Here is a 16,837-nt window from a genome sequence, read left to right as displayed (position 1 = left end):
CCGCCTCCGGATGAGGGCGACTTGTGCCCATTGTCCGGATTCTGATGGGGAGAGCGATGCGTCCGATTTCGCGTACGGCCCTGGGGGCGGCGACCGCCGCCGTCCTGGCCGTCACCGCGGCCCTGCCGTCCGTCGCGGCCCAGCCGCCGGCCGGCGGCTCCGCCGAACGACCGCTGGTCGGCGGCGAGGCCCACGCCCGCTCGGGGGAGCGAAGCGGGACGGGGGTCCCCCCGGCCGAAGGCTCGGGGAGGCCCGCCATGGTGACCCTGGTCACCGGTGACCGCGTCCTGGTCAGCAGGGACGAGCGGGGCAACCCCGCCGCCACCGTGCTGCCCCGCGAGGACGGCACCGTCCCGCTGGTCCAGACCCGCCGCTCCGGCCAGGACCTCTACGTGTACCCCGAGGGCGCCACCGGCGCGCTCGCCGCCGACCTGGTCGACGAGGAGCTGTTCAACGTCACAGGCCTGGTCCGCCAGGGCTACGACGACGCCTCCACCACCACCCTCCCCCTCATCGCGGTCTACGGCCCCGGCGCCACCGCCCGCACCGCCCCGGCCGCCCCCCGCGGCGCCCGCCGCGGCCAGGTCCTCAGGACCATCGGCGGCGTCGCCCTCCGGGCCGACAAGAAGCAGGCCGCCACCTTCTGGTCCGAGGTCTCCGCCCCGGCGGCCCGCTCCGCCTCCGCCGGCATCGAGAAGCTGTGGCTGGACCGCAAGGTCGAGGCCACCCTGGAGCAGTCCACCCGGCAGGTGCGCGCCCCCGAGGCGTGGGCCGCCGGCTACGACGGCACCGGCACCAAGGTCGCCGTCCTCGACACCGGCGCCGACGCCGACCACCCCGACCTCAAGGGCCGGATCGCCGCCTCGGAGAACTTCACCGACTCCGCGACCGCCGACGACCTCCAGGGCCACGGCACCCACACCATCTCCACCGTCGGCGGCTCGGGTGCCGCCGGCGGCGGAAAGAAGAAGGGCGTCGCCCCCGGCGCCGAACTCCTCAACGGCAAGGTCCTCAACGACTCGGGATCCGGCGCCACTTCGTGGATCATCGCCGGCATGGAGTGGGCCGTCGCCCAGGGCGCCGACGTCGTCTCCATGAGCCTCGGCAACCCCTCCGAGACCGACTGCGACGACCCGATGAGCGCCGCCGCCGAACAACTCGCCCAGAACGAGGGCACGTTGTTCGTGGTCGCCGCGGGCAACACCGGCCCGTCCCTCAACTCGGTCTCCTCGCCCGGCTGCGCGCCCAGCGTCCTCACCGTCGGCGCCACCGACCGCGACGACTCCACCGCGTGGTTCTCCAGCCGCAGCCCGGTCGCCAACGAGGCCCACACCCTCAAGCCGGAGATCGCCGCCCCCGGCGTCGGCATCTCCGCCGCCGCGGCCGGCGGCCGGGGCCTCTACGCCTACCAGGCGATGTCCGGCACGTCGATGGCCACCCCGCACGTCGCCGGTGCCGCCGCCATCCTGAAGCAGCGTCACCCCGACTGGACCGCCCAGCAGTTGAAGGCCGCGCTCGTCTCCTCCGCCGAGACCGGCATCCCCGGCGACGTCCGGGAGACCGGCGGCGGCCGGCTCGACGTCAAGGCCGCGATCGACCAGACGGTCCTGTCCGCCCCCGCCGTCCAGGGCGGCACCTTCCACTGGCCGCAGGCGAAGAGCGACCGCACCACGGTCACGATCCCCTACACCAACACCTCCGGCGCCCCCGTCACCCTCGACCTCGCCGTCGAGAAGGTCACCGGCAACGACGGCTCCGCCGTGCGGTCCGGCGTCGCCCGCCTCGGCAGGCGCGCGGTCACCGTCCCCGCCGGGCAGACCGTCGAGGTCCCGCTGGCCGTCGACCCCACCGCCCGCCTGCAGCGCGCGCAGTACGGCGACGTCACGGGCAGGGTCGTCGCCACCGCCCGCGGCGGCGTCCACGTCTCCACCCCCTTCTCGCTCTACGTGGAGCCCGAGACGGTCACCCTCCGCGTCAAGCTGATCGACCGCCTGGGCAAGCCCGCCGACGGCGCCTCCTCGCTCGACGTCATCGGCACCGACACCGCCTCCGGCGAACGCCGCTTCAACGAGGGCTCGGCGGACCAGGTCTTCCGCGTGCGCCCCGGCAGCTACTTCCTCTCCTCCTTCGTCACCACGCCCGACGCGGGCGAGGGCGCCACGCTGACCGACTCGCTCAGCTACCTCGGCCGCCCGCAGCTGGAGATCACCAAGGACACCACCGTCGTCCTCGACGCCCGCAGGGCGTCGAAGCTCTCGGTCCGCACCGAGCGGCCGTCCGAGCTGCGCGGCGCCACCCTGGCCTTCGCCCGCTCCTGGGACGACGTCTGGACGCACGCCGGCACCGCCGCCGGACCGCGCACCATCCGCTCCTACTACGCCTCCGTCGAGGGCGAGGCCCGCGACGGCGCCTTCGAGTCCGGCAGCTACTGGCGCGCCGCCGCCCCGCAGCTCTCCTCGCTGCGCACCGGCGACGGCCTGGAGCTCCACCCGGTCACCGCGTCCACCGGCTCCGACAACCTCGACGGCACCGGCTCCGCCGCGCTCGTCGACGCCGGCACCGGCACCCCCGACGAGCTGAAGGCCGCCGGCGTCCAGGGCCGCCTCGCCCTGGTGAAGCTCCCCGACACCGCCACCAACGTCTCGGCCCTGGCCCGCGACGCCAAGGCCGCCGGCGCGGTCGCGGTCGTCGTCCACCGCGCCTCGCCGGCCCGCTGGTACCCGACCGGCGGCTTCACGGGCAACAGCCTGCCCGTCCTCGGGATCCCGGCCGCCGAGGCCACCGCGCTCCTCGGCGAGCTCGCCGCCGGAGAGGTCACCCTGGCCTGGAAGGCCGAGGCCCGGCCCGCGTACGTCTACAACCTGGCCTACCCGGAGACCGGCGAGGTCGACGACGACCGGGTCCACCGCCCCCGGGACGCCCGTCTCGGCCGCACCGACGCCGCCTTCGGCTCGGCCGGCATCGCCGCGGACTTCATGAACTTCCCCGCCGCGTACCGCCCGAACGGCCTCGCCGTCTCCTTCTCCGGCCTGGAGGCCGCCCCAGCCCCCGGCCGCCGCACCGAGTACTACACGCCCGGCGACACCACCTGGCACCAGTACGTCGGCAGCAGCTTCCCGTACGGCGAGCTGATGTCCGGCACCCGGCACGCCTACACCGCCGGCGAGAAGCGCACCGAGAACTGGTACGACGGCGTCCTCGCCCCCACCGCCCCGCGCGACACCACCGGCGCCCCGGTGCTGGCCGCCGAGCGCCAGGGCAACCTCATCGGCTTCGCCGCCGCCATGTGGGGCGACAACTCCCACCACGCCGAGCCCGGCTCCTTCGGCGACATCGGCAACCTGCGGCTGCGCCGCGACGGCGAGCTGATCGGCGAGAACGCGTGGCCCTTCGGAGCCTTCGAGGTGCCCGCCGAGCGCGGCACCTACGAGATCGAGCAGAACACCACGAAGATCGGCAGCAGGGTCTGGGCCCGCTCGACCTCCGTGCGGTCGGTCTGGAAATTCACCTCCCAGCTCGACGAGACCGTCTATTCTCAGGGCATCCCGATTCTCTTCCCCCGGTACGACCTGCCGGAGGACGGACTCAAGACCCTCGCCGCGACCGGTGGCCAGAAGATCGGCCTGACCGCGACGGGACACGCGGGCTACCAGCCCGCCGCGCTCACCTCGGCCACGCTCTCGTACTCCTATGACGGCGGTACGACCTGGACCGAAGCGCAGGTCTCCCGGCAGGACGGCACCTGGACCGCGACCGTGGACCACACGGGCGCGACGGGCAAGCCGGTCACGCTGAGGACCGAACTGACGGACGCCAACGGCAACTCCGTCACCCAGACCGTGGTCCGCGCCTACGACGTGCGCTGACCACGCCGGTCCGCCGGACGTCCTTCCCGTGGGGGGTGGGGTCGTCCGGCGGACCACCCATTCGAGGCGACGGTTTTCCTCGTGTCCCGTTTTCCCGGGCCGCCCACGGTGGACAATAAGGGCATGACGCAGCAGGGGGACAACTGGTGGGACGCGCTCTACGACGAAGCGGCGGAGGATCCCGCCCCGACGGCCTCGGGTGACACCCTCGACGCCCGCTTCGCCTCCGTCACCCGGGCCACCGCGCCCGATCCCGCCGCCCCACCGCCACCGCCACCGTCCGCGCCCGAGGCGTCCGCGCCCCCGCCGGCCCGTCCGAGCGCGCCCCCGCCGCCGGCCCACCCGGCCGTGCCCCCGGCGCCCGCGGGCACCGCGGCCGGCGCGCCCCCGCCCCCGCCCGCGCGACCGGTCCTGCCGCCGCCGGTGCGCCCCGCCGCCCCGCCCGCGGTCCTCGGGCCCGCCCCCTGGGAGGCCCCCGTCAGCGGACCCCGCACCTTCCCGGCGCCGCCCCCGCCGCCCGCACCGGAACCGGAAACGGAACCCGAGCCGGAGCCCGCACCGGCGGCCGGTGCGGAGCCGGCACCCGGGGACGCCACCGTGCGGGTGCGGCTGCCCGCCGGGCACGAGCCGACGCTCCGGGTGCCGCTGCCCGCGTCCGTGCCCCGGCCGCGCACCGGCTTCGTCGGCAGCCGGCCGCCCACCTACGAGGCCGAGCCCACCGCCCTGCCCACCGCGCGCCCCGGCGAACTCGCCGACCTGGTCGCCGACACCGTCCTCGACGGCGCCCGCTACGGCACCGCCACCCTCCGCGCCGCCTCCGTCCGCGGCGACTCCGCCCGCTACCGGGGCGAACCCCGCAGGGACGCCCTCCTCACCGCCCGCTTCGGGCACGACGAGACCGCGCTCGTCCTGGTCGCCGTCGCGGCCGGCTCCCGCGCCGCCGACGAGGCCCACCTCGCGGCCGGCGACGTCTGCCGCTGGATCGGCGAGGCCGTCGGCCGCAGCCACGCCCGGCTCTCCGAGGACATCCGCTCCGGCCGCCGCGGCGACCTCAAGTCAGGGCTCCAGCGGCTCACCGACCGCACCTACGGCCGGCTCCGGGCCCGCGCGGCCGAGCGGGGCCTGGCCCCCGACACGTACACCGCCACCCTGCGCTGCCTGCTCATCCCCGCCGATCCCGACTGCCGCACCCGGGTCTTCTTCGGCATCGGCGGCGGCGGCCTCTTCCGGCTCCGCGACGGCGCCTGGCAGGACATCGAGCCGCTGCTGCCCGACCCGGCCTCGGTCACCGGCGCGCCCGTCCTCGGCTTCGGCTCGACGCCGCCGCACGGAACGCCCGAGGCCACCGAGGAGGGCGACCGGCTCACCATGGACCTCGGCATCACCACCGCACCCGGGCCGGTCATCGAGGAGCCCGTCCCGCCGCCCGCCGAACCCTTCCGCTTCCGCGCCTCGGTGGCCCGGCCCGGCGACACCCTGCTGCTCGCCTCGCCCGGGCTCGCGGAGCCGATGCGCGGCGAGCCCGAGCTCGCCCGCGAGCTGGCGGAGCGCTGGGCCGGCGCCGAACCCCCCGGCCTCGCCGCCTTCCTCGCCGACACCCAGCTGAGGGTGACCGGGTACGCCGATGACCGTACGGGGGCGGCGGTCTGGGAGGCGTGAGCGGCCGGGTCGTGTGTTGATGGACCCATGGCCAAACAGAACGTAGCGGAGCAGTTCGTCGACATCCTCGTCCGCGCCGGCGTGCAGCGGCTGTACGGCGTGGTCGGCGACAGCCTGAACCCGGTCGTCGACGCCATCCGGCGCAATCCCGCCATCGACTGGGTCCAGGTGCGGCACGAGGAGACCGCCGCCTTCGCCGCGGGCGCCGAGGCGCAGATCACCGGCGGTCTCGCCGCCTGCGCGGGCTCCTGCGGTCCGGGCAACCTCCACCTCATCAACGGGCTGTACGACGCCCACCGGTCGATGGCCCCCGTCCTCGCCCTCGCCTCCCACATCCCGTCCAGCGAGATCGGGCTCGGCTACTTCCAGGAGACCCACCCCGACCAGCTGTTCCGCGAGTGCAGCCACTACAGCGAACTCATCTCCAGCCCGAAGCAGATGCCCCGGCTGCTGCACACCGCCGTCCAGCACGCCGTGGGCCGCCGCGGCGTCTCGGTGGTCGCGCTCCCCGGCGACATCGCCGACCAGCCCGCCCCGGAGAAGTCCGCCGGCAGCGCGCTCGTCACCGCGCGCCCCACCGTCCGCCCCGGCGACTCCGAGATCGACGCCCTGGTCCGGATGATCGACGCGGCCGAACGGGTGACGCTGTTCTGCGGCAGCGGCACCGCCGGCGCCCACCCCGAGGTGATGCAGTTCGCCGAGCGCCTCAAGGCCCCCGTCGGACACGCCCTGCGGGGCAAGGAGTGGATCCAGTACGACAACCCCTTCGACGTCGGCATGAGCGGACTGCTCGGCTACGGGGCCGCGTACGAGGCCACCCACGAGTGCGACCTGCTGATCCTGCTCGGCACCGACTTCCCGTACAACGCCTTCCTCCCCGACGACGTCCGGATCGTGCAGGTCGACGTCCGCCCCGAGCACCTCGGCCGCCGCTCCCGGCTCGACCTCGCCGTCTGGGGCGACGTCCGGGAGACCCTGCGCTGCGTCACGCCCCGGGTCCGGGCCCGCACCGACCGCCGCTTCCTCGACAAGATGCTCAAGAAGCACGCCGACGCCCTGGAGGGCGTGGTGAAGGCGTACACCCGCAAGGTCGAGAAGCACACCCCGATCCACCCCGAGTACGTCGCCTCCGTCCTCGACGAACTCGCCGACGACGACGCCGTGTTCACCGTCGACACCGGCATGTGCAACGTCTGGGCGGCCCGCTACCTCACCCCGAACGGGCGCCGCCGGATCATCGGCTCCTTCAGCCACGGCTCCATGGCCAACGCCCTGCCGCAGGCCATCGGCGCCCAGTTCACCGACCGGGGACGGCAGGTCGTCACGCTCTCCGGCGACGGCGGCTTCAGCATGCTCATGGGCGACTTCCTCACCCTCGTCCAGTACGAACTCCCGGTGAAGATCGTGCTGTTCAACAACTCCTCGCTCGGCATGGTCGAACTGGAGATGCTGGTCGCCGGCCTCCCCTCGTACGGCACGGGCAACCGCAACCCCGACTTCGCCGCCGTCGCCCGCGCCGCCGGCGCCTACGGGGTCCGGGTCGAGAAGCCCAAGCACCTGGCGGGCGCCCTCAAGGACGCCTTCAAGCACAAGGGCCCCGCCCTCGTGGACGTCGTCACCGACCCCAACGCCCTCTCCATCCCCCCGAAGATCAGCGCCGAGATGGTGGGCGGCTTCGCCCTCTCCGCGAGCAAGATCGTGCTGGACGGGGGAGTGGGCCGGATGCTCCAGATGGCCCGTTCCAACCTGCGCAACGTGCCCCGCCCCTGAGGGGGCCGGGGGGCGGCGCATGCGGACCGGCTCGCGGGGCAGGCTCTTCCGTGAGCCTGTTCGAAGCGACCGCGTGGGTGGGGGCTATGGCCGGGAAGGCACGACAGCCGACTCAACTGCTGAGAAAGGTGGGAGGGGCCGACCTGACCGCGGTGCCGGAGGTCCGCCACGCGTTGCGCGAACTCCTCGGCGCCTGGGGCGGTCCGGATGCCGGGGCCGTGGCCGAACTGCTCACCAGCGAACTGGTCACCAACGCGCTGGTCCACACCGACCACGGAGCGGTGGTGACCGCCACCGTCGACCCGGGGCAACTCCGGGTCGAGGTGCGCGACTTCGAGCCCGGTCTCACCGCGCCGCCCGTACCGCCCGCCGACGACGGTACGCACGGCCGGGGGCTCTTCCTGGTGCGGGAACTCGCCGACTCCTGGGGCGTCGAGGAGCGCGCCACGGGCAAGGTCGTCTGGTTCGAACTGAACGGCGGGGCCGCCTGAGGGGCGGCCCCGCCGTGGGGGTGGTGCGGTCCCGCTAGCCGAGCTTGCGCTCCATCTCGGAGAGCTTGGCCTCCAGGGAGTCGAACGCGTACCGGGGCATCGACTGGGTGTCGTCCTCGGCGGTGAGGTCCACCGTCCGCGACTCACTGCCCCTGACGGCTTGCAGGGAGGGCCGGGGCCGAAGCGGCAGTTGTCCCGGGTCCGCTATGGCGGGTTCCGCGACGGCGGCGGTCACCGCCGCCGTCGCGGAACCCGGCCCGGCCCCGGGGGCCTGGCCCCCGCCGGCCCCGGTGGCGGCGGACAGCGCCGCCACCTCCACCTGGCGCCCGCCGCCCCGGCCGAAGGCCCGGTGCTGACGGTTGAGCGCCTTGATCTGCGCCCGGTCGAGCTTGGCCTGCTCGCGCCGGCGGATCCGGTTCTGCTCCTTCTCGCGCCGGTCCTCGCGGACCTCGTCCACGGCCTCGTCCAGGGTCCGTACGCCTTCCAGCAGCATCAGCGACCAGGCGGCGAAGGTCTCCCGCGGGGCCCTTATCCACCGGACGATCCGGATCTGCGGCAGCGGGCGGGGCACCAGGCCCTGCTCGCGCAGCGCCGCCCGGCGGGTCTGCTTCAGCGCCCGGTCGAAGAGGACCGCCGCCGACAGGGACATCCCCGCGAAGAACTGCGGGGCCCCGTCGTGGCCCAGGCCGCGCGGCGCGTGCACCCAGTTGAACCAGGCCGCCGCGCCCGCGAAGAGCCACACCAGGAGGCGGGAGCCGAGGGCCGCGTCGCCGTGGCTGGCCTCGCGGACGGCGAGCACCGAGCAGAACATGGCGGCGCCGTCGAGGCCGAACGGCACCAGGTACTCCCAGCCGCCCGTCAGGTTGAGGTTCTGCCGGCCGAAGCCGACCAGTCCGTGGAAGGAGAGCGCCGCCGCGACGGCGGCGCAGCAGAACAGCAGCCCGTACGAGGCGAACCCGTAGATGGCCTCCTTGCGTCTGCGCCGCTCCTCGCTGCGCTCCCAGGAGTCCTCGGCCGCGGCCTGGTCACCGGCGCGCTTCCCGCGCGCGAGCACCGCCACCGCCGTCAGGACTCCGGCCACCATCACGCCGCCCGGAAGCAGCCAGTCCAGCGATATGTCGGTCAGTCTCATGCGGTGTCCCTCGCATCGCAGTGGGGCGTTTGGCCGCCCATACTGTCCGACCGATCGGCGGGCCCACGGGGTTTCGGGGCAAGAGCACGCCAACGGGGTCCCGCGGCATACGAATAGGTACCTTCTGGTCGAACGGCGGCCAGTGGGGCCGGAGTTGCGTTCGATTCACGTCACTCGTGAGGGTGGTGTGAGCCGTCCGGGGCGAGGGGTGGCTCAGGCGGTCGCGGCGAGCCGCTGGACCCGCTCGGCGTCACAGGTGCGCGGGCAGGTGAGACAGGTGTCCTCGGGGCGCAGCGTGTAGAAGAAGCAGCAGGCGACCCGGTCCCGGGTGGCGCGGGGGGTGCCGTCCGGCGCCTCGGCCCCGGGCAGCGGCCGGAAGCCGGCCCCGCCCGCGTACGGCTTCTCCGTCCTGCCGGTGCTCCCCGGCAGCAGCAGCTCCAGCTCGGCCATGGCCCGCTCCTCCTCGCCGAGCAGGGCGCCGATGTACCAGAGGCTCTCCACGATCTCGTCCGTCACCATCCCCCACAGGGCGCGCCTGCCCCGTCGCATCCGCGGCCCGAAGCCGCCCAGGAGGGCCTCGAAGTGCTCGGCGAGCGAGGCGCGGACCTCCGCGCGCAGGGCGTCCTCGCCGGAGACCACTCGGGCGCCGGGCAGGGCGGCGGCCGGGTCGCCGGGCAGGCAGGCGAACTCCTCGACCCGGACCGCCATCCGCCCCAGGGCCCGCTGGAAGGAGACGGCCTCCACGGGGAGGCGGGGGACCCGGCGGTGCAGGAACCAGGGGACGGTCACCAGGAGGCAGGCGGGCCAGGCGTAGCGGTGCAGGCCGAAGCCGGCGACGACGTCGGGGCGGGCCTGCTGTCCGTAGTCCCGGAGCACCTGCGCGTCGTCCCAGGCGAGGAAGGCGTCGAGGGCGGCGCCGCCGGCGGCCAGCTCCTCGGCGCGGACCCAGCCGGCGCCGTGCGGCAGCCGTTCGTCCCCGGTCGTCTCCTCGGTCCGCAGGCCGGGGAAGGCCTCGGCCAGCCGGGCGTACGAGGCCGCGACGGGTGAGACGAGGGGGGTGGGCAGCAGGGCGGGGACGGTCATGGGGACCACCGAATCGCGATCGTTAGCAGGTTAGCCTTACCTTACCCGAAACGGCCTCGCGTCTCACCACCTGCGGACCCGCTCCCACCTGCGCATCGTGGGCGCGGTCCCACGGAACGGTCCGTTCGCCTATGGTGCACAGGGGACCCCGGTATCGCGAGCCGGGCCCGGCACGAGGCCGCAGGAGGACCCGGGTGGAGCAGGGCGCAGCGCGCGAGCGGACGACGGAGGGATCGTCCGTGCGATTCGGCGACCCCGGGACCGACCCGTACGGGACCGGCGCCGGGAAGGGCCGGCACGCCCCGGGGTCCGACCCCTACGGCACCGGCGGCGCGCGCGTCCCCGAGCAGGTCAGGGGCGAGCACACCCACGGCGAGACGCCCCTGCCCCTCCCCGGCGGCCCGGCCGCCGTGCGGCGCCACTCCGTCCGGGGCCAGATCCTCGACGCCCTGCGCACCGCCCTCGTCGCCGGCGAGCTGCGGCCCGGCGAGGTGTACTCCGCCCCGGTCCTCGGCGAGCGCTTCGGCGTCTCCGCTACCCCCGTCCGCGAGGCCATGCAGCGCCTCGCCGTCGAGGGCGCCGTCGAGGTCGTCCCCAACCGCGGCTTCCGCGTCGTCGTCCGCACCCCCCGCGAGCTGGCCGAGCTGGCCGAGGTGCGCGCCCTGATCGAGGTCCCGGTCATGCTGCGGCTCGCCCGCACCGTCCCGGCCGGCCGGTGGGCCGCGCTGCGCCCGCTCGCCGAGGCCACCGGAGCCGCCGCCGCCCGCGGCGACCGCGCGCACTACGCCGAGACCGACCGGGCCTTCCACCGCGCGGTCCTCGCCCTCGCCGGGAACGAACAGCTCCTCGTCGTCGCCGACGACCTCCACCGGCGCTCCCAGTGGCCGCTGCTGAGCGCCCCGGTCCCGCGCCACGCGGACCTCGTCGCCGACGCCGCCGAGCACGGAGCCCTCCTCGACGCCCTCGGCGCCCAGGACCTCCCGGTCGTCGAGTCCCTGGTCCGCGAGCACTTCACCGGCGCCGGCGCCTGACCCCCACGAGGGGGCGGTCAGGCGGGTCCGCGCCCACTAAGGTCGGGGGCGACAGCCGTTCGTACGTACCGCGTCGCCCGTGAGGTGCCCCATGCCGTCCGCGACCCCGCCCCCCGCGGACCGACGCCGACCCTCCACCGGGCTCCCCGCCCCGCTCGAACGGGGGACGGCCCGCACCGGCACGGAACGCGGGGCCGCCGCGCTCCTCGGCTGGCTCACCGACCCCGACGCGCCCCGGCTGTGCCTGGTCACCGGCGGCCCCGGCAGCGGCAAGACCGCCCTCCTCGGCCGGCTCGCCGCCCACGCGACCCGGGGCCGGCGCGGACGGGGCCGCACCGAGCGGATCCTCGTGCCGCTCGCCGGGCAGGGCGCCCTCGGCCTGGCCTGGACGCTCGCGAACCGCCTGGGCGTCGTCGCCCGCACCCCGGCCGACCTCGGCCACGCGCTCGCCACCAGCGAGGCCCGCCGCACCGGCCGGACCGTGCTGCTCCTCACCGACCTGCACGCCGCCGCCGAACCGGACGCCGTGGCCGAGCTGCTCGCCGGGCTCGCCGAGACCGGCCGGATCCGCCTCGTGGTGGAGACCCGCACCGGCACCCGGGCCCCCAGGGCCGCCCGCACCACCGTGGTCGACCTCGAAGGGGACGCGGACCCCGGCCCGCCGCCGCCGGCCCCGCCGCTCCCCGGCCTCCCCGACCTCTCCGACCCGGCCGCCGTCTGCGCCGCCGATCCCCTCCTCGTCACCACCGGATACGCGACGGACCCCGCCGACGACCACGGCGGGCTGCGCGACGCCTGGCTGCGGGCCGGGCAGGCGCTGTGCGCGGCGGACGGCCCGGCCGGCCGGGCCCTGGCGCTGCTCACCGCCCTCGGCGACGCCGCCGACCCCCGGCTGCGGCCCGCGCTCGCCGGGCAGGCGGCCCCGGCGCCGTGGCGGATGCGCTGGGCCCGGCACCGGGGCGACGTCTCCCCGCCGTGGCCCGGGCCGGTCGGGGTGCTCGGCGCGACGGCCGGCGGGCCCTCGGCCGACCTCCTCCTGGTGGGCGACCGCACCGGCACCGTCCGGCTGCTGCGGGAGGCCGACGCCGCCGTCGAGGGCCGGCTCGCCCACCGGGTCCAGGGCCGGATCACCGCCCTCGCGCCGACCGCCGACGGGACGGTGCTGCTGCTCGACGAGCGCGGCCGGCTGCACACGGTGCGGGGCACGGCGCCCCGCCCGCCGTACCTGGAACGGCTCACCGACGCCGTCTCCACCACCCTGTCCCGGCATCCCGGCACGGCGCTCGCGGCGATCGCGGGCTCGGTGGTGGTGGGGGACCGGCTCGGCTCGGTCCACGCCTTCGGGGTCACCGGACTGCACCAGGCCGCCCCGCACAGCGGCCGGGTCACCGCCGTGACCGCGGTGGAGTCGGAGACCCCCTTCGTCTGCTCGGGCGGCGCCGACGGCACCGTACGGCTCTGGACCCCGGGCCGCGCCCCGGTCCCCGAACCGCTCGCGGAGCGCCGGGCGCCGGTCGTCGCCCTGCACGCGGCCCCCGCCCCCGGCGGCCCGCTCGTCGCGGCCGCCTGGGCCGACGGCCGGGTCGAGCTGATCCCCGCGGAGGGGGGCCGGCGCCGGGCCTTCCGGCCGGGCCCCGCGGTCCGCGCGGTCGCGGTCACCGCCACCGGGGCGCTCCTCGTCGGCACCGACGAGAGCCTCATCTGCCTGGAGCCGTACGGGAACTGACGGACCGTCCTGGAGGAAGGTCCGGTGACTTCCGGTCACCGGACCCCGCCCCGCGCCTACCGCCCCGCACCGGCGTCACATGGCCGTCCGGGGCGTCAACTGCCCCGCCAGCCAGGTCGGTACGCCGCCGAGGAGGCGGAAGAGGCGCCGGGCCTCGGCGCGCAGCCGGCCCGCCTCCGGCTCCGTCTCCGTGTCGGCCAGCGCGGTGAGCGCCGGGGCCGTACCGATCAGATAGCCCAACTCCTCGCGGATCCGCAGCGATTCGGCGAAGCCGTGCCGGGCCTCCGCCAGCTCGCCCTCGCGCAGCGCGAGCCCGGCGAGATGGCGCCAGGTGGAGGAGAGCAGCAGCGAGTCGCCCTGCGCGGTGGCACCGGCGTGCGCCCGGCGGTACGCGGCGCGGGCCGCCTGCGGGGAGTCGCCGAGGTTCTGGGCGATCAGCCCGCGCCGGTAGTCGAGCAGCGGGCGGCCCGGCTCGGAGGGGGCGATCAGGGCCGCCGCGCGGCCGAGCGCCATCCGGGCCTCGTCGGCGCGGTCCCGCACGCCCAACAGGGTGGAGGCGTAGGCGAGATAGCCGCGTTCGCAGGCCGCCGCCCCGCGTTCCTCGTCGCTGCTCGCGACCGCCTCGGCGGCGCGCAGCGCCTCCTCGGCCTCGGCCCAGCCCTGTTCGGTGTAGAGGCAGCGCTCGATCAGCAGCGCGGCCCGTTCGAGCGCGGCGGCCGGTTCGTGGGCGCGGGGGGCGAGCAGTGCCGCCGCGTCGGCCCAGCAGCCGCGGGAGCGGAGCCGCCATATGGCGGTCTCCACCGGAGTCTCCTTGCCGTAGGCGGGGGACGGACTTCCGCCGCCCCCTGATTCGGAACCAGACATGGCGGTGTCCGCCACATTGCCCTCCCCGAGCGCGCCATCGAGCTGTTGAGTAGGACGGCATCTCAGCACGAACGGCCGTACCCGGCCAAGGGGTCGGGTGAAAAATTTCACAAAGCCGCGGGGCGGGTGTGACGCCCCGCCGGGACCGGGTCCGGCGGGGCCCCGGGGGCCGCGGGGGCCCGTGATCACGGCGGTGATCAGGGAGGGGGGTGGTTCGCCGGGCCGCGCCGGAGGGGCGGTCCGAGGGGTCCGCTCTCACTCCTCCGGACTCAACCGAAGGAGTGAATTCCGCAAGCGCGCGGACCCCCGCGGGGACGTCAGCTCATCCGCAGGGCGAGGAAGAAGTCGAGCTTGTCCTCCAGGCGGGAGAGGTCCCGGCCGGTCAGCTGCTCGATCCGGCCGACGCGGTAGCGCAGCGTGTTCACGTGCAGGTGCAGCCGGGTCGCGCAGCGCGTCCAGGAGCCGTCGCAGTCCAGGAAGGCCTCCAGGGTCGGGATCAGCTCCGCCCGGTGGCGCCGGTCGTAGTCCCGCAGCGGGTCCAGCAGCCGGGCCGTGAAGGCGCGCCGCACGTCGTCCGGGACGAAGGGCAGCAGCAGGACGTGGGAGGCCAGCTCGTGGTGCCCGGCCGCGCAGACCCGGCCGGGGCGGGCCGCGGCCACCCGGCGGGCGTGCCGGGCCTCCTCCAGGGCGCCGCGCAGCCCCTCCGCCGAGTGCACGGCGGCGCTGACGCCCAGCGTGAGCCGCCCGTCGTCGGCGAGGCCGGACGAGAGCGGAGCCCGTACCGCCGCGAGCAGGGCGTCCGCGTGCAGGCCCAGGGCGGGCGCGGGGCCGTCGTCCTCGCTCTCCGGCAGCGGTCCGGCGGCCAGCGGCACCAGCGCGATGGCCTCGTCGCCGGTGTGGGCCACCGCGATCCGGTCCGCGGACTCGGCGCCGACGGTCGCCGGGTCGACCAGGATCTCCTCCAGGAGCGCCTGGGTGACCGGTCCCGGCTCCACCGGGGCCTGGCCGCCGTCCTGGTCCCACTCGACCCGGGCCACGACGACCTGCCAGTGCGGGGCCGCGCCCAGACCGGGCAGCAGCACCGGGGCGGCGACCCGCAGCCGGGCCGCGATCTCGGCGGGAGCGGCGCCCGTCTGCACCAGCTCCAGCACCTCCTGGGCGAGCCGGCGGCGCACCGTGCGGGCCGCGTCGCGCCGGTCGCGCTCGACGGAGATCAGCTGGGTGACGCCCTGGAGCAGGTCCAGCCGGGCGGCCGGCCAGTCCCCGGCGTCGGCCTCGACGGCCAGCAGCCAGTCGGACAGGACCGTCTCGCGGACGTCCCGGGAGGCGGGGGCGGCGGCCCGGCCGGTGTTGCGGATGGGGAAGAGCGAGTACGCGGTGCCGTGCACGGTCAGCCGGTGCGGGCCGCGCCGGCCGGTCCGGGTGGCGGCCAGGTGCTCGCCCGCGAGGCCGGCGGCGAGGGCCGGGTCCAGCGGTTCTCCGGCGCCCGCGATCTGCCGTCCGGTGGGGGACAGGACCCAGGCCCGCAGGTCCAGGTCGGAGCCGAGCAGGTCGAGGACGGCCTCGGGGCCGCCGCCGGCCGGTCCCGAGGTCATCAGCCGCCGGTGCCGGTCCACGACGGCGGCCAGGTCGCCGGCCCGCTCGCCGGAGACCTGTCGAACGACGTGCTCGGTGATCGTCGCGAACGCAACCGATTCGTTGACCGCGAAGAGCGGCAGCCGGTGGCGCGAACACGCCTCCACCAGATCGTCCGGAATGTCGCCCAGCTCGGCCTCGCCCGCCGCCAGCGCGGCGACCCCCGCCTGGCTGAGGATCCGCACGAAGGGCTCGGCGTCGGCGGGCTCCCGCAGCCAGGCCAGGCCGGTGAGGACCAGCTCGCCGCCGGACAGGTACCGGCTGGGATCCTTGAGGTCCGTGGTCATCACGCCGCGGACCGAGCGGTCCAGCTCGTCCTCGCCGCCCAGCAGGCGCAGCCCGAGCGCGTCGTTCTCCAGCAGTGCGCGCAGCCGCATCGTGTCGCCGCCGTTCCTTCGAGTGGGTGGTGGGGTTGTCGGTTATTCGACGGTGGGGCCGGTGGGGGTGGTGCCACCGTTTCCAGGGGAAAACGGCGAGGTTTCCGTTCCCCGCCTTTCGTTCGAATCTACAAGACGTGCACGGGCACCGGCCAACTCCTTCATGTTTTCGGTGGCTACACCCCGGCCATCGTGGCTTGTGTACTAGGCCACACACCGCGTGAACAGGACATGAACACCGAAGTCGAGGGCCGAACGTCCCCCAGGGCCCAGACGTCCGACCCCCACCAGAATCACTAGAAGAGAGCCACCATGGACTTCCTTCGCCCCGCCAGCTGGGAGGAGGCGCTCGCCGCCAAGGCCGAGCACCCCACAGCCGTGCCCATCGCCGGCGGTACCGACGTCATGGTCGAGATCAACTTCGACCACCGGCGCCCCGAGTACCTGCTGGACCTGAACCGCGTCGAGCTGCTGCGCGAGTGGGAGGTCGGCGAGGAGAACGTCCGACTCGGCGCTTCCGTTCCGTACACGCAGATCATGGAGAACCTGCGGACCGAGCTGCCCGGCCTGGCGCTCGCCTCCCACACGGTCGCCTCCCCGCAGATCCGCAACCGAGGCGGCGTCGGCGGCAACCTCGGCACCGCCTCCCCGGCCGGTGACGCCCACCCCGCCCTCCTCGCCGCCGGCGCCGAGGTCGAGGTGGAGTCCGTCCGCGGCAGCCGCTTCATCCCGATCGACGAGTTCTACACCGGCGTGAAGCGCAACGCGCTCCAGCCCGACGAGCTCATCAAGACCGTCCACGTCAAGAAGGCGGACGGCCCCCAGCAGTACTCCAAGGTCGGCACCCGCAACGCGATGGTCATCGCCGTCTGCGCCTTCGGCCTGGCGCTCCACCCGGAGACCCGGACCGTGCGCACCGGCATCGGTTCGGCCGCGCCGACCCCGATCCGCGCCAAGGAGGCCGAGGCCTTCCTGAACGCGGCCCTGGAGGAGGGCGGCTTCTGGGACAACGGGAAGATCATCACCCCCTCGATCGCGAAGCAGTTCGCCGACCTGTGCTCGGCCGCCGCCAACCCGATCGACGACGTCCGCGGCACCGCCAAGTACCGGCGCCACGCCGTCGGCATCATGGCTCGCCGCCAGCTCGGCTGGACGTGGGAGCAGTACCGCGGCGCCGGCCGCACGCTTGAGGGAGCTGCATAA

Annotated in this window: 11 protein-coding genes; 7 read left to right on the top strand and 4 right to left on the bottom strand. The window is 75.4% G+C overall.

All coding sequences use genetic code 11. The features are described from left to right. Positions 1-56 precede the first annotated feature (56 nt). From ACF1ED_RS16135 to ACF1ED_RS16120, 4 genes are all read left to right on the top strand, one after another. A complete protein-coding gene (locus ACF1ED_RS16135) occupies positions 57-3,866 on the top strand; it encodes a S8 family serine peptidase (protein WP_391760809.1) in 3,810 nt (1,269 codons plus the stop codon). A gap of 123 nt (positions 3,867-3,989) precedes the next feature. Further along, positions 3,990-5,525: a protein phosphatase 2C domain-containing protein gene (locus ACF1ED_RS16130; protein WP_391760807.1), complete on the top strand. Its 1,536-nt coding sequence runs from the start codon at positions 3,990-3,992 to the stop codon at positions 5,523-5,525. 27 nt (positions 5,526-5,552) lie between these two features. After that, positions 5,553-7,295 (top strand): pyruvate dehydrogenase, encoded by a 1,743-nt coding sequence (locus tag ACF1ED_RS16125; protein WP_391760805.1) that lies wholly within the window; start codon positions 5,553-5,555, stop codon positions 7,293-7,295. Positions 7,296-7,381: 86 nt separating this feature from the next. Next, entirely contained in the window at positions 7,382-7,786 is a 405-nt protein-coding gene (locus ACF1ED_RS16120; protein WP_391760803.1) for an ATP-binding protein, read from the top strand. Positions 7,787-7,820: 34 nt separating this feature from the next. Here ACF1ED_RS16120 and ACF1ED_RS16115 read toward each other — a convergent pair whose 3' ends face one another. Further along, positions 7,821-8,918, bottom strand: coding sequence for a DUF2637 domain-containing protein (locus ACF1ED_RS16115; protein ID WP_391760801.1), 1,098 nt, complete (start codon positions 8,916-8,918; stop codon positions 7,821-7,823). A 213-nt stretch (positions 8,919-9,131) separates the two neighbouring features. After that, positions 9,132-10,001: a (2Fe-2S)-binding protein gene (locus ACF1ED_RS16110; RefSeq protein ID WP_391760799.1), complete on the bottom strand. Its 870-nt coding sequence runs from the start codon at positions 9,999-10,001 to the stop codon at positions 9,132-9,134. A 194-nt stretch (positions 10,002-10,195) separates the two neighbouring features. Here ACF1ED_RS16110 and ACF1ED_RS16105 point away from each other — a divergent pair, with 194 nt between their 5' ends. Both ACF1ED_RS16105 and ACF1ED_RS16100 read left to right on the top strand, forming a co-directional pair. Then, complete coding sequence (locus ACF1ED_RS16105) at positions 10,196-11,032, top strand: GntR family transcriptional regulator (protein WP_391760797.1); 837 nt, start codon at positions 10,196-10,198, stop codon at positions 11,030-11,032. A gap of 91 nt (positions 11,033-11,123) precedes the next feature. After that, positions 11,124-12,758, top strand: a complete 1,635-nt coding sequence (locus ACF1ED_RS16100; RefSeq protein ID WP_391760795.1) for a hypothetical protein — start codon at positions 11,124-11,126, stop codon at positions 12,756-12,758. A 75-nt stretch (positions 12,759-12,833) separates the two neighbouring features. Here ACF1ED_RS16100 and ACF1ED_RS16095 read toward each other — a convergent pair whose 3' ends face one another. Both ACF1ED_RS16095 and ACF1ED_RS16090 read right to left on the bottom strand, forming a co-directional pair. Continuing rightward, positions 12,834-13,622 carry a hypothetical protein gene (locus tag ACF1ED_RS16095; RefSeq protein WP_391760793.1) on the bottom strand — a complete coding sequence of 263 codons (789 nt, stop codon included), beginning with the start codon at positions 13,620-13,622 and terminating at the stop codon, positions 12,834-12,836. A 317-nt stretch (positions 13,623-13,939) separates the two neighbouring features. Then, positions 13,940-15,634, bottom strand: a complete 1,695-nt coding sequence (locus tag ACF1ED_RS16090; RefSeq protein WP_391760791.1) for a PucR family transcriptional regulator — start codon at positions 15,632-15,634, stop codon at positions 13,940-13,942. 312 nt (positions 15,635-15,946) lie between these two features. Between ACF1ED_RS16090 and ACF1ED_RS16085 the strand changes: the two genes are divergently transcribed. Continuing rightward, on the top strand, positions 15,947-16,837 hold the full coding sequence (locus ACF1ED_RS16085; RefSeq protein WP_391760789.1) for an FAD binding domain-containing protein: 891 nt from the start codon (positions 15,947-15,949) through the stop codon (positions 16,835-16,837).

The sequence above is a fragment of the Streptomyces sp. NPDC014656 genome, assembly GCF_043084305.1.
Taxonomy (GTDB): Bacteria; Actinomycetota; Actinomycetes; order Streptomycetales; family Streptomycetaceae; genus Streptomyces.
The sequence above is the reverse complement of the archived record's forward strand: the minus strand, read 5'-3'. Positions and strand labels throughout refer to the sequence as shown.